This window comes from Flavobacterium plurextorum (assembly GCF_024638035.1).
Taxonomy (GTDB): Bacteria; Bacteroidota; Bacteroidia; order Flavobacteriales; family Flavobacteriaceae; genus Flavobacterium; species Flavobacterium plurextorum.
In genome coordinates, this window is sequence record NZ_CP100442.1 from 1685698 (window position 1) to 1705856 (window position 20159).

General features: G+C 33.4%; 22 protein-coding genes and 1 riboswitch. Of the genes, 8 read left to right on the forward strand and 14 right to left on the reverse strand.

From position 1 onward, the window contains the following. Nucleotides 1-74: 74 nt before the first annotated feature. Nucleotides 75-2264 carry a TonB-dependent receptor gene (locus NLG42_RS07660; protein WP_257683411.1) on the forward strand — a complete coding sequence of 730 codons (2190 nt, stop codon included), beginning with the start codon at nt 75-77 and terminating at the stop codon, nt 2262-2264. A 56-nt stretch (nt 2265-2320) separates the two neighbouring features. On the opposite strand, the gene NLG42_RS07665 is transcribed toward NLG42_RS07660, so the two are convergent. Then, nucleotides 2321-2734 (reverse strand): Rieske (2Fe-2S) protein, encoded by a 414-nt coding sequence (locus tag NLG42_RS07665; RefSeq protein ID WP_089057548.1) that lies wholly within the window; start codon nt 2732-2734, stop codon nt 2321-2323. Nucleotides 2735-2889: 155 nt separating this feature from the next. On the opposite strand from NLG42_RS07665, the gene greA reads away from it, so the two are divergent. Beyond that, nucleotides 2890-3366 (forward strand): transcription elongation factor GreA, encoded by a 477-nt coding sequence (greA, locus tag NLG42_RS07670; protein WP_089052667.1) that lies wholly within the window; start codon nt 2890-2892, stop codon nt 3364-3366. A 44-nt stretch (nt 3367-3410) separates the two neighbouring features. Then, nucleotides 3411-3800, forward strand: a complete 390-nt coding sequence (locus tag NLG42_RS07675; protein WP_099720619.1) for an HIT family protein — start codon at nt 3411-3413, stop codon at nt 3798-3800. Between the two features lie 95 nt (nt 3801-3895). On the opposite strand, the gene NLG42_RS07680 is transcribed toward NLG42_RS07675, so the two are convergent. Then, nucleotides 3896-5050, reverse strand: a complete 1155-nt coding sequence (locus NLG42_RS07680; RefSeq protein ID WP_099720620.1) for a sensor histidine kinase — start codon at nt 5048-5050, stop codon at nt 3896-3898. Nucleotides 5051-5211: 161 nt separating this feature from the next. On the opposite strand from NLG42_RS07680, the gene NLG42_RS07685 reads away from it, so the two are divergent. The 4 genes from NLG42_RS07685 (at nt 5212) to NLG42_RS07700 (ending at nt 8260) form a co-directional block, all read left to right on the forward strand. Then, nucleotides 5212-6087: a flavin reductase family protein gene (locus NLG42_RS07685; RefSeq protein ID WP_089057551.1), complete on the forward strand. Its 876-nt coding sequence runs from the start codon at nt 5212-5214 to the stop codon at nt 6085-6087. Nucleotides 6088-6117: 30 nt separating this feature from the next. Beyond that, a complete protein-coding gene (locus NLG42_RS07690; RefSeq protein ID WP_089057552.1) occupies nt 6118-6489 on the forward strand; it encodes a DUF3127 domain-containing protein in 372 nt (123 codons plus the stop codon). Nucleotides 6490-6825: 336 nt separating this feature from the next. After that, nucleotides 6826-7464, forward strand: a complete 639-nt coding sequence (gene aat / locus NLG42_RS07695; RefSeq protein ID WP_089057553.1) for a leucyl/phenylalanyl-tRNA--protein transferase — start codon at nt 6826-6828, stop codon at nt 7462-7464. Between the two features lies 1 nt (nt 7465). Next, nucleotides 7466-8260: an MOSC domain-containing protein gene (locus NLG42_RS07700; RefSeq protein WP_257683412.1), complete on the forward strand. Its 795-nt coding sequence runs from the start codon at nt 7466-7468 to the stop codon at nt 8258-8260. On the opposite strand, the gene NLG42_RS07705 is transcribed toward NLG42_RS07700, so the two are convergent. The 12 genes from NLG42_RS07705 to NLG42_RS07760 all read right to left on the reverse strand — a co-directional run bounded on the left by NLG42_RS07705 (nt 8257) and on the right by NLG42_RS07760 (nt 17784). Next, nucleotides 8257-8967 carry a HesA/MoeB/ThiF family protein gene (locus NLG42_RS07705; RefSeq protein ID WP_257683413.1) on the reverse strand — a complete coding sequence of 237 codons (711 nt, stop codon included), beginning with the start codon at nt 8965-8967 and terminating at the stop codon, nt 8257-8259. The two genes, NLG42_RS07700 and NLG42_RS07705, sit on opposite strands and share 4 nt — an antisense overlap. Before the next feature lie 63 nt (nt 8968-9030). Continuing rightward, nucleotides 9031-10152, reverse strand: coding sequence for a 2-iminoacetate synthase ThiH (gene thiH, locus NLG42_RS07710; RefSeq protein WP_257683414.1), 1122 nt, complete (start codon nt 10150-10152; stop codon nt 9031-9033). A gap of 37 nt (nt 10153-10189) precedes the next feature. Continuing rightward, nucleotides 10190-10567: a GxxExxY protein gene (locus tag NLG42_RS07715; protein ID WP_257683415.1), complete on the reverse strand. Its 378-nt coding sequence runs from the start codon at nt 10565-10567 to the stop codon at nt 10190-10192. 156 nt (nt 10568-10723) lie between these two features. Beyond that, complete coding sequence (locus tag NLG42_RS07720) at nt 10724-11500, reverse strand: thiazole synthase (protein WP_307774305.1); 777 nt, start codon at nt 11498-11500, stop codon at nt 10724-10726. Beyond that, nucleotides 11481-12119 (reverse strand): thiamine phosphate synthase, encoded by a 639-nt coding sequence (locus NLG42_RS07725; RefSeq protein WP_257683416.1) that lies wholly within the window; start codon nt 12117-12119, stop codon nt 11481-11483. Before NLG42_RS07725 ends, NLG42_RS07720 begins: the two co-directional genes overlap by 20 nt. Continuing rightward, entirely contained in the window at nt 12109-12864 is a 756-nt protein-coding gene (locus NLG42_RS07730) for a hydroxymethylpyrimidine/phosphomethylpyrimidine kinase (RefSeq protein ID WP_089057559.1), read from the reverse strand. Before NLG42_RS07730 ends, NLG42_RS07725 begins: the two co-directional genes overlap by 11 nt. Beyond that, the gene (locus NLG42_RS07735; protein ID WP_257683417.1) at nt 12831-13439 is read right to left on the reverse strand and encodes a thiamine phosphate synthase; all 609 of its coding nucleotides are present in this window, start codon (nt 13437-13439) and stop codon (nt 12831-12833) included. The genes NLG42_RS07730 and NLG42_RS07735 overlap by 34 nt, the downstream gene beginning before the upstream one ends. A 55-nt stretch (nt 13440-13494) precedes the next feature. Beyond that, nucleotides 13495-15318 carry a phosphomethylpyrimidine synthase ThiC gene (gene thiC, locus NLG42_RS07740; RefSeq protein WP_257683418.1) on the reverse strand — a complete coding sequence of 608 codons (1824 nt, stop codon included), beginning with the start codon at nt 15316-15318 and terminating at the stop codon, nt 13495-13497. A 146-nt stretch (nt 15319-15464) separates the two neighbouring features. Next, nucleotides 15465-15671: a sulfur carrier protein ThiS gene (thiS, locus tag NLG42_RS07745; RefSeq protein ID WP_257683419.1), complete on the reverse strand. Its 207-nt coding sequence runs from the start codon at nt 15669-15671 to the stop codon at nt 15465-15467. 86 nt (nt 15672-15757) lie between these two features. Continuing rightward, a riboswitch (TPP riboswitch) is annotated at nt 15758-15854 on the reverse strand. Between the two features lie 135 nt (nt 15855-15989). Next, nucleotides 15990-16550 (reverse strand): DNA-3-methyladenine glycosylase I, encoded by a 561-nt coding sequence (locus tag NLG42_RS07750; protein ID WP_257683420.1) that lies wholly within the window; start codon nt 16548-16550, stop codon nt 15990-15992. Nucleotides 16551-16618: 68 nt separating this feature from the next. Next, nucleotides 16619-17071, reverse strand: coding sequence for a lipocalin family protein (locus NLG42_RS07755; RefSeq protein ID WP_257683421.1), 453 nt, complete (start codon nt 17069-17071; stop codon nt 16619-16621). A 38-nt stretch (nt 17072-17109) separates the two neighbouring features. Continuing rightward, a complete protein-coding gene (locus NLG42_RS07760) occupies nt 17110-17784 on the reverse strand; it encodes a queuosine precursor transporter (protein ID WP_099720634.1) in 675 nt (224 codons plus the stop codon). 171 nt (nt 17785-17955) lie between these two features. On the opposite strand from NLG42_RS07760, the gene NLG42_RS07765 reads away from it, so the two are divergent. After that, a complete protein-coding gene (locus NLG42_RS07765) occupies nt 17956-20076 on the forward strand; it encodes a M3 family metallopeptidase (protein ID WP_257683422.1) in 2121 nt (706 codons plus the stop codon). Nucleotides 20077-20159: the final 83 nt, after the last annotated feature.

Below are 20159 nucleotides of genomic sequence, written 5' to 3' on the forward strand. Positions count from 1 at the left end.
ACTTTATTTTGTCGTGAAACATTTATTAATTTAACAAAAGAATAATTCCCCCTTTTATTCGTAATTTTTTACGAATGAAAACTATTTTTCAAAGTACTGAGGTACTAAGCTGCAAAGGTTCTAAGGTTCCGAAAATGAGCAGAACCAAATCTATTTTCTTTCTTCTCTTTTCTATTTTCTTTTCGTCGTTTTCGTTCGCACAAGTTCAGGATTCAACAAAAATTACTAAACTTGATGATGTCTTAGTTTCTGCAGTTCGCGTTACTTCAAAAACTCCAGTTACATTTAGTAATATGGATAAAAAAGAAATTAAATACAGAAATCTAGGGCAGGATATTCCTGTTTTGATGAATTATCTGCCATCTGTTGTTACCACTTCTGATGCTGGAAACGGAATGGGTTATACTGGAATCAGAGTTAGAGGAAGCGATGCTACGAGAGTAAACGTTACCATAAACGGGATTCCGTATAATGATGCCGAAAGTCAAGGAACTTTTTGGGTGAATATGCCCGATTTTGCATCTTCTCTAGAGAGTTTACAGTTACAACGAGGTGTTGGAACTTCGACAAACGGATCTTCGGCGTTTGGAGCCAGCTTAAATATGCTTACGGATAATTATGCTTCTAAAGCAAATGGTGAAATTTCAAGTTCTTACGGAAGTTTCAATTCAAACAAAAACACTGTAAAATTCAGCACAGGTTTGTTAAACGATCATTTTGAATTAGCAGGTCGTTTGTCTACATTGAAATCTGATGGTTATGTAGATCGCGCCAGTTCTGATTTAAAATCATATTTCTTGCAAGGAACTTACGTTGGAAAAACAACTTTGATAAAAGCTCTTGTTTTTGGAGGAACTGAAAAAACGTACCAATCTTGGAACGGAATTGATGCTGAAACATTAAATTCAAACCGTACTTATAATTCGGCAGGAAAATATAAAGATGAGCAGGGAAATGTTCATTTTTACAATAATGAAACCGATAATTATCAGCAAGATCATTATCAATTGCATTGGAGCGAATCATGGTCTGATAAGTGGAGTACAAATCTAGCTGTTCATTATACAAAAGGATTAGGGTATTATGAAAATTACAAATATGATGAACCAATTGAAGGATATGGACCAATTCAGCCTACAAAACAAGTTGAGAATGATTTAGGAGAATTAGTTCCAGGAACTGATTTGATTCGTCAGAAATGGTTAGATAACGACTTTTACGGAACCACTTTTTCTGTAAAATATAAAGAAGAAAAACTAGATGTTATTGTTGGCGGAGGCTGGAATAAATACGAAGGTGATCACTACGGAAAAGTAATTTGGGCAAGAAACTCAGCTCAGTCTGAATTAGGCGATCATTATTATGATGATTTCTCGACAAAAACTGATGGAAATATTTTTGCAAAAGCGAACTATCAGTTTACAGAAAAGTTAAGTTTCTATGGAGATTTACAATACCGAAATGTACATTACAAAGCCAATAGCGCTGAGACAGGTTTAGTAAATGATAACTTTAGTTTTTTTAATCCAAAAGCAGGTTTGAATTTCGAAATCAATTCAAAAAACAATCTTTATTTTTCATATGCACGTGCCAACCGTGAGCCAAATAGAACAGACTATGAAGGCGGAAATGTAAAGCCTGAAAAATTAAACGATTTTGAATTGGGATGGAGATTTAATTCGGAGAAAATCCAATTGAATTCTAATTTCTATTATATGGGTTATAGAGATCAGTTAATATTAACGGGAAGATTAGATGATGTTGGCGCACCAATTCGTGCAAATACTGAAAAAAGCTACCGTTTAGGGTTTGAATTTGATGCTACAATCGCGCTTTCAGAGAAATTTATCCTTAGACCCAATTTCACTTTAAGCAGTAATAAAAATATTGATTTAGCTGTTGATGGTCAATACTACGGAACAACTGATATTGCTTATTCTCCAGAAGTTATTGCAGGGAATATTATGATTTATAAGCCAATTGAGAATTTATATCTATCGCTGCTGCAAAAATATGTTGGCGAACAATATATGAATAACATCGAATTGCCATCGGCAAAATTGGCCGATTATTTTGTAAACGATTTGAATGTGTCTTACGAGATTAAACCAAAATCTGTTTTTAAATCAATCATGATTACTGGTTTAGTAAATAATATTCTAGATAAAAAATATGTTTCAAACGGAGCCATGTGGGATATTTATCCATACTATTATCCACAGGCAGGAATTAATTTCTTAGCCGGATTAACATTGAAATTCTAAAAAAAGACTCGATATAAAAAAAGCCTGAAAATTTAAACTTTCAGGCTTTTTAATTTTTAGTTATAAACGCGAATTACAGTTCCGCTTACTTCAACACGATATTGTTTTAATGGATAATCTTTACCGCCAAGTCCAGTAAATAAACTATAAGATGTTTTATCACACGAACAAACAGCATTAATACCTTCAATAGTCATTGCAACACATGAGTTTAAATCCTGATTAGGGCAGGCAGCATCAAAAGCATTATAAGTACCTCCTGCATTAAAAATGATAATTCCTTTTGCTCCATAATTAGGAATTATTACACCGTTGCTCACAAATTTAAGATTTGAATAAGCCGGCAGGTTCATATCTACAGATAGATTTACAGGGTAATTAGGTATATAAGGATTTTTATTGCTTCGCTCGCTGTCACTGCAAGAGAAAAGAATAGAAACGAAGGCGATTATTAGAAAGATTTTTTTCATTATTTTAATAAGAATTAGTGAAACAAAAATAAAATATTTAGATTTGATTTTTATATGATTAACATATAATTATGTACTACAAAAAATAATAGTATATTTGTAATACAAAATCCCGTCCCGATGGGATTTTTTCTATTTATATAAACGATGAAGTTATGAGTAAAGTATCTTATTATACCGCAGAAGGATTAAAAAAATTAAAAGATGAATTGGAGCATTTAAAAAGTGTAATGCGTCCAAAAGCATCTCAAGATATAGCAGAAGCAAGAGATAAAGGTGACTTATCTGAAAATGCTGAGTATGATGCTGCAAAAGAAGCACAAGGTTTATTAGAAATGAGAATTGCTAAACTTGAAGAAGTATATGCAAATGCAAGATTAATTGACGAATCTCAACTTGATGTTTCGAAAGCTTTGGTACTTTCTAATGTAAAAATTAAAAACCAAAGTAACGGAATGGAGATGAAGTATACTCTTGTTGCTGAAAGTGAAGCCGATTTAAAAACAGGGAAAATTTCTGTAACTTCTCCTATTGGAAAAGGCTTACTAGGGAAATCTGTTGGTGAAGTAGCTGAGATTACAGTGCCAAATGGTGTTTTAAAATTTGAAATTCTTGAAATTTCGAGAGACTAAATATTTTAATGTTTAAGTGTTTAAACGATTAACCGAATAAAACAATGAGTTCTATATTCACTAAAATAGTAAACGGAGAAATTCCAGCATATAAAATCGCTGAAGACGATAATTATTTGGCTTTTTTAGATGTAAATCCTAATGCAAAAGGACATACACTTTGTATTCCAAAACAAGAAATCGATAAGATTTTTGATATGGATGACGAATTGTATTTAGGATTAATGAAGTTTTCTAAAAGAATTGCAGCAGCACTGGAAAAAACAGTTCCATGTAAAAGAATTGGAATAGCAGTTGTAGGTTTAGAAGTTCCTCATGCGCACGTACATCTAATTCCGCTTAACGAAATGGATGAAATGCGTTTTCATAATAAAGTAAAACTTTCAAAAGAAGAGTTTGAAGCTTTGGCAAAAGACATTCAATCTAATCTTTAAAAAAGAAGAGGCAGAAAAAGGTTTCCACTTCATTCAGCTGAACATAAAAAAAAACACCAATTCTGAACTTGAATTGGTGTTTTTTTATGTCTTTTTTAAACAGGAGTATTTATTTTATAACTGATTTGAAAAGTAGTTCCTTTTCCAATTTCAGAATGCAGTACTTTGATTTTTCCATTGTGATATTCTTCAACAATTCTCTTGGTTAAAGAAAGTCCCAAGCCCCAACCTCTTTTTTTGGTAGTAAAACCAGGTTCAAAAATAGTTTTGAATTGGTTTTTAGAAATACCGCTTCCAGAATCCTTCACATTTATTTTTACATGATGAGAATCTATTTCAATCTGAAGATCTAGATTTCCCTTTCCTTTCATTGCATCAATCGCATTTTTAATTAAATTTTCAATAGTCCAGCTGTGCAGCGTTGGATTGATAAGAACAAAAATTTGCTTTTCTGGAGCTTTATATGAAAATGAAACCTGTTTAGAAAATCTGGATTGTAAATATTCATAGGTATTCAAAGTTTCGGCCACAATATCATTTGCTTCTAAAACAGGAACAGAACCAATTTTAGAAAAACGATCAGTTATGGTTTGCAAACGTTCAACATCTTTTTCGATTTCAGCTGTAATAGATTGATCGATTTCTTCCGTTTTTAAAATTTCAACCCAGCCGATTAATGATGATAAAGGAGTGCCAATTTGGTGCGCCGTTTCTTTTGCCATTCCTGCCCATAATTTATTTTGTGTTGCCATTTTTGTGCTTTTGTAAAAGTTGTAAATCAAAGCACCGCATAAAAAAATAATCAATAATAAAGCGACAGGATAATATTTTAGTTTATTTATTAATGCGGAATTACCATAGTATATCTGCTGAAATTTACCAGGAGCATACTCAATTATAACAGGATCATTTTCGTTTTTAAGATTGTTTAAAAATGAAATAGATTCTTTTTTGTCATTGATAATGTGTTCAGGAACATTTACCGAACTTATAATTTTATCATACATTACTAACATTACGGGTACCGAAGTATTGTTGTTTATGATTTCAAGCGGTAAATCAAGATCTGTATTCTCATCTGCATTGATTAATGTTTTTTGAGCATTGGCCCAAAGATTCATCTTTAACCTTTCCTCATTTTTAAAGATTTGGAAAAAAGTATAAGTATTCCAAAGAATCAAAGAAATGATTAAGAAGGAAATAAAAATAATGATCCAACGGGTTGTATTTCTACTTTCAGAAAAACGCATAAATTAATTTTTGAGGTATAAATATAACGAAATAAACGCATTTTATATTTCGCAAAACTTTAAAGATTTTTTGTTTTTATCTTGTAAAACTATTTCTCGAAGTTAAACGATTTATATACTTTTGTAAGCCCGAAGTTGAGGTTCGGTTAAATGGAGAAATTATGATCAGCATAGACCCAAAAGAGATAACGACAGTAAAACTGCAAGGATATTTGCAAAGCGCAGTAGGTCCGAGGCCAATTGCTTTTGCAAGTACCATAAGTGTAAATGGAGTTCCAAATTTATCTCCCTTTAGTTTCTTTAATGTGTTTAGCGCTAATCCGCCAATTTTAGTTTTTTCACCATCGAGACGTGTTCGTGATAATACCATAAAACACACCTTGATAAATGCTGAAGCAACTCGTGAAGTTGTAATTAATGTTGTTAATTACGATTTGGTGCAGCAAACATCATTGGCAAGCACAGAATATGGAGATTGTGTAAACGAATTTATAAAAGCAGGATTAACTCAAATCCCTTCAGATTTTGTAAAACCATATCGAGTAAAAGAATCACCGGTTCAGTTTGAATGTAAGGTGACTCAGATTATTCCTCTTGGTACTGAAGGCGGAGCTGGAAATCTAATCCTTTGTGAGGTAGTCAAAATTCATATTCATGAAGCAATTCTTGATGAAAATGGAGCAATCGATCAACACAAAATTGATTTGGTTTCAAGACTTGGCGGAAATTGGTATTCTAGATCTAATCAAGGGTTATTTGAAGTGCAAAAACCACTAACAACTTTAGGAGTTGGAGTCGATGCAATTCCGGATTATGTCAAGCAAAGCCCTGTGTTTAATGGAAATGACCTTGGAAAATTAGGTAATATTGAAGCCTTGCCTACAAAAGAAGAAGTTAGTATATTTGTGAAAGAAAATTTTGCCGTCAAAGGAGTTTTAAGTTCAGACGATCAGGAAAAAATTCATTTAGAAGCAAAAAAATATCTCAACAAAGATGATATTGCCTCGGCTTGGAAAGTGCTTTTAGCTAAAAAATAAGAATAGAAACAATAATTAATATAGACGAAGATGGAAGTTATAGGAAAAGTAAAAGTGGTTAATCCTGAGCAGCAAGTTAGTGCTTCATTCAAAAAAAGAGAATTAGTAGTTACTACAGATGAGCAGTATCCACAGCACATTTTAATCGAATTTACACAAGATAAATGCGATTTATTAAGCAGCTATAAGCAAGGAGAGGCAGTAAAAGTTTCTATTAACTTAAGAGGAAGAGAATGGGTTAATCCACAAGGAGAAACTAGATATTTTAATAGTATTCAAGGTTGGAGAATTGAAAGAGTAGCACCAGAAGGTCCTGCACAAACTCCAGCAATGCCGGCAGCAGAAGCTTTTGCTCCAGCAACAAATTTAAACGAAGACGAACCAGACGATTTACCGTTCTAAGAGTTTAAAATTCAATTTATTAAATTCCAAATTCCAATTCATTTTCGTGAATTTGGAATTTGGAATTTTATTTTTATTTGCAGTTTATGTCATTTACATGAACGTGAATACATAGTTTTGTCATTTCGATCGAAGGGAGAAATCTCCGCGAGAAGCTCGACAAAGATTGGACTTTCGTTACGGAGTTACTTGTGGAGATTTCTCCATTCGGTCGAAATGACAATGATTATGGTTTTTTGTGTATAACTAAATATCCTTATACTGCTGATTCAAAACTTTGACAAAGGTTCGCAACGCTTGGAATTTGGCATTTAATTTTATTGGAATTTAAAAAAAATGTACTACGTATTTGAAGATCTATTTTTTCCGCCAGTTTCAGAAGCTGATGAAGAAGGCATTCTGGCAATTGGTGGGGACTTAAATCCAGAGCGGTTAAAGCTCGCTTACAGGAGCGGAATTTTTCCGTGGTTTAATGAAGGAGAACCAATACTTTGGTGGTCGCCAGATCCAAGAATGGTTTTGTTTTTAGATGAATTAATAGTGTCTAAAAGCATGCGGAATATTTTAAATAGAAATCAATTTAAAGTCACTTTTAATCAGAATTTTGAAGACGTGATTTCAAATTGTCAGAAAATAAAAAGAGACGGACAAAACGGAACTTGGATTTCGAACCAAATGATTGAAGCCTATTGTAAACTTCATGCGCAGGGAATTGCAAAATCTGTAGAAGTCTGGCAGGATGAAGTACTAGTTGGCGGTTTGTACGGAATAGATTTAGGACATGTTTTTTGCGGTGAAAGCATGTTCTCTAAAGTTTCAAATGCTTCAAAAATTGCTTTTATAGCTCTAGTTAATAAGTTAGCAAAAGAAAATTATAAACTATTAGATTGTCAGGTTTATAATCCGCATTTAGAGAGTTTGGGTTGTCGCGAAATTGACCGTGACGAATTTATGACGATTTTAAAAAGTAAATAAAATGAGTGCAGTTCATATCGTAAAGGAAATCTATATTTATCCGATAAAAAGTTTAGCAGGTATAAGCTGTCAGTCTGCTTTGGCTGAAGAAATGGGTTTTGAAAATGACCGAAGATGGATGCTGATTGATGCTGAAAATCAAATGATAACACAAAGAGAACATCGCATAATGAGTCAGTTTTATCCAAAGATTTTAGATGGAAAAATAAGCATTACTTTTAAAGATCAAAAACATGAATTTTCTATTAATGAACATTTAGACAATTCGCTGGAAGTGAATGTTTGGGATGATAAAAGCGAAGTAGTTGAAGTGAATCAAGCAACTTCAAAATGGTTCAGTCAGCATTTAGATTTCGAATGTAAATTGGTTAAAATTCTTAAAAATGGAGATCGTAAACATGAAAGTTCCAGAGTAAAAGAAACTTTCAATGTAAGTTTAGCCGATGGTTATCCTTATTTATTAATAGGTACAAAAAGCTTGGACTTTTTGAATGATAAACTTGATGAAGAAATTACAATAAAAAGGTTTCGGCCAAACATCGTTGTAAGCAGTGAAAATCCTCACGAAGAAGATGATTTTAAATCCTTTACCATTGGAAAAGTTCAATTTAAAAACATAAAACCTTGCGGAAGATGCATTATGGTAAATAATGATCCCGAAAACGGACGACTAAAAAAAGAACCTTTAAAAACGCTGAGCAAATACAGAAACGTAAATAATTCTGTTTTATTCGGAACCAATATTGTGAGTTTGAATTCTGGGAATATTACTGTTGGCGATACACTTGTTTTCTAGAAATTCAACTTTGTAAAATCCCAGTTCAAAGTATTAAAAATTATTAATTCATTGTTTAAAGCTGGTAAATCCAAGATTAGCTTTAAGGTTTCATGCGCCATCATATTTCCTATAATTCCTGGGAGAGTTCCTAAAACTCCGTTTAAATTACAATTCGGAACATCTTTTGGATCAGGCATTTCTGGAAATAAATCACGTAGATTTCGACTTCCATTGTGATTGAAAACAGCAATTTGTCCTTCAAATTTCAAAATACTTCCGTACACTAAAGTTTTATTGAGTCGAACGCAAGTATCGTTTACTAAATAGCGCGTCTTAAAATTATCAGAACCGTCAACAACAATATCAAATTGTTCAATAATTTGAGATGCATTTTCAAGCGTTAGTTTCTCTGTAATGGCTGTGGCCTCAATTAGAGGATTTAATTTTGAAATCGCCTTTTTTGCGATAAGAGCTTTTTGCTGTCCAATTTCGTCTTCAGTATATAAAATCTGTCGGTGAAGATTATGAATTTCAATAGTATCAAAATCCATAATTCCAATAAAACCAACTCCAGCTGTTGCAATGTATTGCAAAATAGGACAGCCTAAACCGCCGGCACCAATTACTAAAACACGTGCTTTTTTTAATTTCTTCTGACCTTCATCGCCAATTTCGGGCAGCATGGTTTGTCTGTTATAACGTAAAAATTCTTGTATAATACTCATTATTTTAATCTTAAAGTTTGAAAGTTAAAAGTCGAAAAAAGTAATTATCTATAACAATAGACTTTAAGACTTTCGACTATATGCTTTATCCCAATCTTTCCATACGGGGTCGTAACCTTTACTTTTTATGATTTTTGCAATTTCATCAGCAGAGCGTTCATCACTGATCTCAAATTGTTCTAATGACTGCGGGTCAACAACATATCCGCCCGGGTTTGTTTTAGAACCTGCACTCATGCTTGTAACTCCAATAGGAATAATATTGTTTCTGAATTTTTCGTTTTCTCTCGTTGAAATCGAAATTTCCAAATCTTCATTCCATAAACGATAGGCGCAAATTAACTGAGTCAAATCTTTATCATCCATTATAAAATTCGGCTCGATAATTCCTTCAGCAGGACGAAGGCGAGGGAAAGAAACAGAATATTTGGTCTGCCAGTATTTTTTTTGAAGATAATCTAAATGCAAAGCATTAAAAAAACTATCCGTTCGCCAATCCTCTAAACCCAATAAAACACCTAAACCAATTTTATGAATTCCAGCAGTTCCAATTCGATCAGGAGTTTCCAGCCTATAATCAAAATTTGATTTTTTACCTTTTGTATGGTATTTTTTGTAAACTTCCTGATGGTAGGTTTCCTGATAAACTAAAACCGAATATACACCAGCATTGTGCAGCTTTTCATAGTCTTCTGTAGAAAGCGGCTGTACTTCGACGGAAATAATCGAAAAATCGTTTTTGATAAGATTTATCGCGTTTAGAAAATAATTGATGTTTACAGTATAATTAGCTTCTCCAGTTACAAGTAAAACATGGTCAAAGCCTGTGCTTTTTAAGGCTTCAATTTCAATTTTTATTTCGGCATCCGTAAGTGTTTTTCGTTTAATTTTATTATCTAAACTAAATCCGCAATACGTACAAATGTTTTGGCATTCGTTGCTTAAATAAAGCGGCGCATACATTTGGATGGTTTTTCCAAAGCGTTTTTTGGTGATTTCATGGCATTTTTGTGCCATTTCTTCCAGATAGTTTTGGGCTGCTGGAGAGATTAAAATCAAGAAATCATCGAGCGTGTATTTAGTTTTAGTCAAAGTTTGCTCAACATCTTTTGACGTGGTTTGGTATATTCTGGCTTGAATATCGTCCCAATTATATTGTTCAAAAATTGTTTTGAATGTTTTCATTTTATTTTTTTATTTCACGCAGATTTTCATGAATACATCAGATTTTGTTTGCGACTCGATGTATATTATCTAAGATATTTATACAATTAAAATTGACTAATAATCCGAGTTTTTTGTTTGTTAGTTTTAAATAGGTATTTAGTTGTTTAAAGTGAATAGATTTAAGCTCTTCAACGGATTTTAATTCAACAATTACTTTGTGTTCGACTAGTAAATCTATTCGGAAAGTGATATCTAATTCTACATTATCATAATTAACCGGTATATTAACTTGTTTTATGGTATTTAATCCATCTTTGTTTAATTGATAATATAAAGCGCTTTCATAAACTGATTCTAATAATCCTGGGCCTAGGATGTTGTATACTGTAAAAATAGCGCCTCTAACTTTATATGAAATTTCATTTTCTGACATAATCTTGATTTTAATTTTAAATCAAGTTTAATAAAATTTCCTACTTTTTGTAAGGTATTTTTCTCGCAGATTTGGCAGATTGAGCAGATTATTTTTTGAGCATTTTTTATCCAAATAAATCTGCTTAAATCTGCAAAATCTGCGTGATATAAAAATCTAATCAAATAAGAATGAAGTTAAAGGGCTAGAAGCCACAGCATGGTTTTGTTGATTAGCAATTCGAGCTTCAAAAGCTTTTCTTCCTGCAATAACCGCTTCTTTAAATGCTTCTGCCATTAATTTGGGGTTTCCTGCAACGGCAATTGCGGTATTTACCAAAACAGCATCAGCGCCAATTTCCATTGCTTTTGCAGCATCAGACGGGGCGCCAATTCCTGCATCAACAATAACCGGAACATTGCTTTGTTCGATTATAATCTCTAAAAAATCTATTGTTTTTAAACCTTTGTTACTGCCTATTGGTGATCCTAATGGCATGACGGCTGTTGTTCCAGCATTTTCTAAATGTTTGCATAAAACTGGGTCGGCATGAATGTAAGGCAGTACAAAGAAGCCAAGTTTAGCTAATTCTTCAGTTGCTTTTAACGTCTCAACTGGATCAGGCAGTAAATATTTTGGATCTGGATGAATCTCAAGTTTTATCCAATTTGTTTCTAAAGCTTCGCGAGCTAATTGTGCCGCAAAAATGGCTTCTTTTGCATTTCTTGCTCCAGAAGTATTAGGTAATAAATTAATGTTTGGGTGTTGTAAATGCGCTAAAATGGCATCAGTATCGGTTTCAAGATCAATGCGTTTTAAAGCTACAGTAACCAGCTCACTTTCTGATGCTAAAATAGCTTCTTTCATTTCTTGGTTAGAACCAAATTTTCCTGTTCCTAGAAATAAACGGGATTTAAAGGATTTGTCTCCAATATTAAACAATGACGTTTGCATATAATTTTTCGTTTAATTGTTGAATTAATAGTTCTTTTTCATCACTTTTTGTGATGATGCCTGAAACTGCAATTCCGTGAATTCCAGTTTGAATCAACGGATTTAAATCTTTCAAGGTGATTCCTCCAATTGCATAAACTGGAATTTCAATTTTATTTTTTTTCAATTTTTCAAGGATCTCGAAATAACCAGACAAACCTAATATTGGACTTAATTTTTCTTTTGTGTTAGTAAATCTAAAAGGACCTAAACCAATATAATCACAGCCATTTTTTGTATGATTTACAATGTCTTCGAATGTATTTGCGGTTCCTCCAATAATTTTTGTAGAGCCTAAAATAGCTCTTGCTTCATCGATTTTCATATCTGATAAACCTAGATGAACACCATCGGCAGCAATTTGCTGAGCGAGATATAAATTATCATTTACAATAAAGTTGGCGAGATATTCTTCGCATAAAAATTTTACCGCTTCGGCTAAAGCAAAGCTGTCTTTTGCAGTCTGATTTTTAAATCGCATTTGTATCCAGTCACATCCAGCATCTAAAGCTTGATGGATGTTGTACAATTGTTGTTCGATTGTTTTTCCTTGTGAAATGTATTGCAATTTATTGTACATAATGATATCCGATTAAAGTTGATGTTGAACTCAGGTATTTTTCTATGTAGATTTTAGCATTTTTACAAGCTTCCTGTAAAGTTTGGTTTAATGCCAGATTTGAGGCAATCGCAGATGATAAAACACAACCCGAACCATGTTTCTCAAAGCATTTTTTATCTGATGGAAGTAAATCAAAAACTTCATTTTTTAGAAATAAATGATCAGTTCCAATGGCCGTTTCGTTATGTCCACCCTTCAATAAAACAGGAACAGGAATTTCATTTTGAAGCCAAAGTTTCTTTGAAATAAAACCAGGATATAAAACTTCAATTTCATGATAATTGGGTGTGATTAGATCAATTTTTGATACAATTTTATTTAAATCAGAATGATCGTTAATTGATAAAAACTCAAATTTTGTGGTTGATTTTAAAACAGGATCCCAAACGATTTGCGTAGTTGGAGACAACAGTTTTATGGTCGAAAGAATTCGATTTAAATAATGAGCAGAAGGAACAATTCCGATCTTGACCACGCTGATTTTGTAACTCAGAAAAAGAGTCTCAATTGAGCGAATCACAAAACTCAAATCTGTCCATTGAATTTCATAAAAAGTATCCTCAGTTTGAATAGTATTGGCGGTGATAACTGCAAAACCATTGACTTTATGCTGCTCAAAAGTCTTGATATCAGCCAGAATACCAGCTCCTCCCGAAGGATCAAGACCGGCTATTGTAAGTGCGAACGGACGATTTTCTGACATAGTTTAAATTCTTTTACAGGGTTTGTGTTACTCCAAACAGCACCTAAAAGCGCGATATTATCAAAACCATTTTCAAGTGTTTTTTGAATGTTTTTAGAATTAATTCCGCCTAATGCAATGATTTTTGTTTTATAATTTGTTCTTAATTTTAATGCTTTAAAGAGATTTGTTTTGGGGTGATAGTTTTCTTTTGAAATACTTTTAAAAACGGGACTTAAGAATGCGTAATCGAAATCACTTTCCAGAGAATTAAAATCCTCTATAGAATGTGTTGAAGCTGATTTAGATTTGTTCTTATATAAATTTGAAAGTCTTGCAGAAACATTGTGCCTGTGTTCTCTTTCTTTTTCAGAAAAATGAAAACGGATAATTCCTAAATCTTCTGCTAATTCATGATGACTATGCAAGACAAGCTTATTTCTATGCTCTGGGTTAATTTGTTGAATAAATTGAGCCATTTCCAATTCAGAAAAATCAGGTTTCCGAATATGAAATAGAGACAGTTCTTCTTCAAATAAAGAATGAATTATCTTGATTTCATCTACAACAGTCAAAGCATTAGAAATTACAATCATATTTTTCCACTTTCTACTAGAGTTTATTTCCGATTTTCTACTTTTTCGCCTCTTTCTAAATATAGATCTCTTTTCCCTGCTCGATAAACTCCTCTGATTTCTCCTGCATTCCTTTTTCTGCGGCAGCGACATCCCTGATTTCCTGAGATATTTTCATAGAACAGAATTTTGGTCCGCACATCGAACAAAAATGCGCCACTTTTGCACCATCTGCAGGAAGCGTTTCATCGTGAAATTCTCTCGCAGTATCTGGATCTAAAGCTAGATTAAATTGATCTTCCCAACGGAATTCAAAGCGAGCTTTACTCAAAGCATTGTCGCGATATTGTGCTCCCGGATGACCTTTAGCCAAATCTGCAGCATGCGCGGAAATTTTATAGGTGATTACGCCATCTTTTACGTCTTTTTTATTAGGTAAACCAAGATGTTCTTTTGGGGTTACATAACACAACATAGCGCATCCGTACCAGCCTATCATTGCGGCTCCAATTGCTGATGTTATATGGTCATAACCAGGTGCGATATCTGTTGTTAAAGGGCCTAAAGTGTAAAATGGAGCTTCATGACAATGTTCTAATTGTTTGTCCATGTTTTCCTTAATCATGTGCATTGGCACGTGTCCCGGCCCTTCAATAAAAACCTGTACATCATGTTTCCATGCGATTTTGGTTAGTTCACCTAAAGTTTCTAATTCGGCAAATTGCGCCGTATCATTAGCATCTGCAATCGAACCCGGGCGCAAACCATCACCTAAAGAAAAAGCAACATCATATTGTTTCATGATTTCGCAGATTTCGTCAAAATGAGTGTATAAAAAGTTTTCTTTATGATGAAATAAACACCATTTTGCCATGATTGATCCACCGCGAGAAACAATGCCGGTAACACGATTTGCAGTTAAATGAATATAACGAAGTAAAACTCCAGCATGAATTGTAAAGTAAGAAACGCCTTGTTCTGCCTGCTCTATTAAAGTATCACGGAAAATTTCCCAAGTTAAATCTTCGGCAATTCCTTTTACTTTTTCTAAAGCCTGATAAATCGGAACGGTACCAATTGGAACTGGCGAATTACGAATAATCCATTCTCTAGTTTCATGGATATTTTTTCCTGTAGATAAATCCATGATCGTGTCAGCGCCCCAGCGGCAAGCCCAAACTGCTTTTTCAACTTCTTCCTCAATACTTGATGTAACAGCGCTGTTACCAATATTGGCATTGATTTTCACCAAGAAATTGCGTCCAACAATCATTGGTTCACTTTCAGGATGATTAATATTGTTTGGGATAATAGCTCTTCCGCAGGCAACTTCAGCTCTTACAAACTCAGGTGTTATTTTGCTTTTTGGAGTGTTTGCACCAAAACTATTTCCGCCATGTTGACATTGCATTGCTTTTGTTTGTTCGTTTAAAAGCTCTATTCGTTGGTTTTCACGAATAGCGATGTATTCCATTTCGGGAGTAATTATACCTTGTTTCGCATAGTATAATTGTGTAACGTTTGCGCCCTTTTTAGCTCGTTTTGGCTGATGAAGATATTCAAAACGAAGATGATTCAGGTTTTCGTCACGCAATCGGCTTTGACCGTAATCTGAAGAGATTTCATTTAAAATTTCGACGTCATTTCGATCTAAAATCCAACTTTCGCGTAAGCGGGGTAATCCTTTTCTAATGTCAATTTCAACATTTGGATCAGTATAAGGACCAGATGTGTCATAAACGGTCACGGGAGGATTTTTTTCAATTCCTCCGTTTGAAAGTTTGGTGTCGCTAAGATGAATCTCGCGCATTGCTACTTTTATCGGATGCATTTCTCCGTCGATGTATACTTTCTTAGAATTTGGAAATGGTGTTCTTGATATTTGTTCTTCTGTAGTCATTGTTTTTTTGTTTCAGGTTTGAAGTTTCAGGTTGATCGTGTTTTATCGTTGAGATTTTCCGTAGAGGTGCACAGCAGTGCATCTCCTTTTGAGTATGAAATTGGAATTTGGTCCCGAAGCTTCGGGATTGATTTGTAGTTTAAATACTATCCGCCTTGTGTCGCAGAAATAATCAAAATTTCGTCAGTTTCTTGTACGAGGAATTCGTTCCATTTGATTTTTGGAACAACAGTATTATTAATAGCAACGGCGATTCCGTTTTGTTTGAGGGGAATTTCGAGATCAAGTAATGACTGAATGCTTAGGGATTCAGCATTAAAATGTTTAGTTTGTTGGTTGATTTTTAGTTCCATTCCTTTGTTTTTTTTGGTTTATCTAAGATTCACTGCAGTGAATCTCTACCTTAGGAATGGCCACAATTGCGCATAAAAATGCGCTCAGAAGTCATCTTACTTTTCCCTACGCTAGTATGAACTAGATCAGGTTCAGAGGGTAAAATCTCAGCCTGCATGTTGCAGACACCCCTAAAGTGTGAAGCAAATATAGAAAATTTTTGTTTGGTTGTTTAAAAAAGTTTCAAGTTTCAGGTTTCAAGATGCATGCGAGGAGAATTTTTTGTTTCTATTAAGATAGCGGTTTAACGTGAAACCTGAAACTTGAAACAAAAAATATTACTTTGTTCTCGTCCAGCAATCTTCAATATGATCATTGACCATTCCTGTTGCCTGCATATGAGCATAGATAACGGTTGAGCCGACAAATTTAAAGCCTCGTTTTTTTAAATCTTTACTGATTGCATCAGAAATTGGAGTTGTTGCAGGAACATCTTTTAGAGTCTTAGGATTATTATCAATGGGTTTTCCATCTGTGAACTTCCAGATATAATCAGAAAAAGTTCCAAATTCATCTTGAATTTTCATAAATGCCTGTGCGTTTGTAACTGCCGATCTAATTTTGAGTTTGTTACGAATGATTCCAGTATTTTGAAGTAATTCTTCGATTTTATCTTCAGAATAGCTGGCGATTTTTTTATAATCGAAATTATCAAAAGCTGTTCTGAAGTTTTCCCTTTTGTTTAAAATGGTAATCCAGCTCAAGCCAGCCTGAAAGGTTTCAAGAATTAAAAATTCAAATAGAGAAGGGTCGTCATAAATTGGAGTTCCCCATTCTTCATCATGATATTTTTTGTATAAATCGCTTGAGGTACACCAACCACATCTTATTTGTTCCATTTTTTTTAATTTAAATATAGATAAACTCAGATTGAAAAGTAAAGACTCCGATTTGTTTTATTTAATATTTATTTTCGGTTATAAACAGATATAAAGACTAAAAGAGTTGTGCCTGTCTTTAAAGTTTGTTTTAATTTTAAGGTTGATTGACTTAATTCCAGAATTTCAAGAGTAGTAGAGCCATCATCATAAATAGCTGTTATTATTTTGTCTTTTACAGACCATGTCCCTTTCTGGTTATAAGAAACGCATTTATTGTCTTGAAATTCATATCTGAGATTAGAAAAAGTTCCGTTTGATGAATACTCAAGAAGTCCACTATCACATTTTCCCGGATTAGGAATTTCCTGTAACGATTCATTTCCGTTTTCTGCTATTGTTCCCGTTTTTTTGGGAACCCATTTTCCTGTTAATAAAGCGGTATCATTTTCTTTATTATCACTGCTGTTGTCACTGTTACAAGATGATAAGTATAATGCTATTAGTAACGCAGATAAAAATAAAATGCTTGCTTTTTTCATGATTTTTTTTTAGAAATGGTTCTAAGATTTCGTATTAATTATTTGACTTTAGTATTTTTATGAGAAGGGTCGTTTTCTAAATATTTTTTTATCAAATGATGTCCGGCATAAATTAAAGGAGTTAGTAAAATTGCAATTGATAATTTAAAGGTGTATCCAACTAAAGCAGAGGAAATGAAAGTATCAAAATCAATTTTACCGGGCAGCCAAAAAGCAATTCCGAGAACAATAAACGAATCAAATAATTGTGAAATTACAGTTGAACCGGTTGTTCTAAGCCAAATTTTTCGTTCACCTGTGCGTCTTTTAAAGAACCAAAAAATCCATACATCGATTAATTGAGATGCCATAAAGGCAATTAAACTTCCAATTATAATCCACATACTTTGTCCAAAAACAGCTTGAAATTGCTCATCGTTTACTGGACTTATTCCTTTTGCTGCAGGAATTACAATTGCCATGAACAAAATCAGAAAAGCATATGCGATCAAACAGGCCGTTATAAAAGAGAGTTTTTTTACTCCTTTTTCACCAAAATATTCATTAATCAAATCTGTGGTTAGAAAAACAACAGGCCATGGCAAAATTCCAATGCTCATGACAAAAGGGCCAATTTGAATTAGTTTTCCACCAATAAGTTCGGCAACAACCGCATTCGTAATAAATATTCCGGCAAGTACTACAAAAACAATTTCTTTTCGGGTTTTAAACATCTTAATTTGGTAAATGATATTTCAAATTTAAACTATTTTCTTTATAACTTAAAAGGATTGATTTTAAATTAAGCTGTCCTTTTTAAGAGAATCTGAAAGTTAAAATTCTATTTTGAATGCTGATTTTAGTTACATTTGGAACAATAACATTTTAGTTAAAAATTAATGATAATGAAAAAATTAATGACAATTTTTCTCATGGGAACAACTTTTTTTGCGGCCACCGCACAAACAAATTCTGATAACCCATTGCTTAAAAACTGGACAGGGCCTTATGGCGGAGTTCCTGCGTTTAATGAATATAAGGTTTCAGATTTTAAACCAGCAATTCAGTTTGCAATTCAAGAAAAGCTAAACGAGATTGATGCTATTGCTAATAATCCGAAGGCGCCAACTTTTGACAATACAATTGCAGAACTGGAGCGTTCTGGGAAAACAATTACTAGGATCTTGACAGTATACGGAATTTATAGATCGAATTTGAGCACGCCTGAGTTTAGTGCCGTAGATCGCGAAATGTCTCCTAAGTTTTCTGAATTCTCGGACAAGATTAATCAGAATAAAAAACTTTTTACTAGAATTGAGACTTTGTATAATTCTAAAGAAAGTAAAAAATTGACCAGTGAGCAACAACGTTTAATCTGGTTGTATTATACTGATTTTGTTCGTGAAGGAGCTAAATTAAATGTGGCTGACAAAGAAAAAGTAGCTGATATTAATAAAAAGCTAGCGAGTCTTTTTACTAAATTCAGTCAAAATTTATTAGCAGAGGAGAATAATCAATATGTAGCTTTAAAAACAGAAAGTGATTTTGATGGTTTACCATTAGAAGTAAAAAACGCAGCTATTGCTGAAGCAAAAGAGAGAAAACTTGATGTTTTAGGTTGTATTGCAAATACACGTTCTTCAATTGAGCCATTTTTAACTTTCTCTAATCGTAGAGAATTAAGAGAAAAAGCATTCGATATTTTTGTGAAACGTGGTGATAATGGAAATGCAAATGATAATAATGCGACTTTGGTTTCTATTTTGCAATTGCGTACTCAAAAAGCAAAATTATTAGGATTTCCAACTTTTGCAGATTGGAGTTTATCTAATAAAATGGCAAAAGACCCTAAGAAAACATTGGATTTGATGATGTCAGTTTGGGAGCCGGCTGTAGAAAAGGTGCATCAAGATGTTGCTGAAATGCAAAAAATTGTAGATGCAGAAGGTGGAAAATTTAAAATTCAGCCATGGGATTATCGCTATTATGCTGAAAAAGTTAGAAAAGCAAAGTATGATTTAGATCAAAATGAGGTTAAACCGTATTTGCAATTAGAGAATTTACGTGAAGGAATGTTTTGGGTTGCTGGAGAATTATTTAATTTAAGCTTCAAACAAGTTACAAATGTTCCTGTTTATCATCCAGATGTGCGTGTTTGGGAGGTAAGTAACAAAATAACTGGTAAAACAGTTGGGCTGTGGTATTTCGATCCTTATGCACGTACAGGAAAGCGTTCTGGTGCATGGATGAATGCATATCGTGATCAGCAAAAAATGGATGGTGAAGTACTTACGATTGTGTCTAATAATTGTAATTTTATTAAAGGTGCTGCAAACGAACCTGTTTTGATTTCTTGGGAAGATGCAACTACATTGTTTCATGAGTTCGGACATGCACTTCACGGATTATGTTCAAATGTTACTTATCCTAGTTTAGCAGGAACATCTGTTGCTAGAGATTATGTCGAGTTCCCGTCGCAACTATTGGAGCATTGGCTTGCTACACCAGAGGTGTTGAATAAATTTGCTTTGCATTATAAAACAAATCAGCCATTGCCTCAGTCTTTAGTGGATAGAATTGAGAAAGCGGCTAATTTTAATGAAGGTTTTGCTACTGTAGAAACCATTTCTAGTTCTTTAATAGATATGAAACTGCATTTGGCAACAGCAACTATTGATCCTCATAAATTTGAGAAAGAAACTTTAGATGCCCTTCATATGCCTTCGGAAATTGTAATGAGACATAGAATTCCTCAATTCGGTCATATTTTTTCAGGAGATGGATATGCAGCTGGATATTACAGTTATTTATGGGCAGATGTTATTAATGCAGATGCTTGGGAGGCTTTTACAGAAGGAAAAGGTCCTTATGATAAGGAAGTGGCTAAGCGTCTTTATGATAATGTTTTTAGTGTAGGAAATACTATAGATCAGGAGAAAGCGTATGAGAATTTTAGAGGGAGAGCTCCAAAATCTGATGCGTTAATGCGTGCTAGAAATTTTCCAATTGTAGAAAAGAAAAAGTAAAAAATTTTGCAATTATAATAGGCGCACTGCGGTGCGTCTTTATAATTTGACAAACATAAAAAAGCCCGAATAAATAAATATTC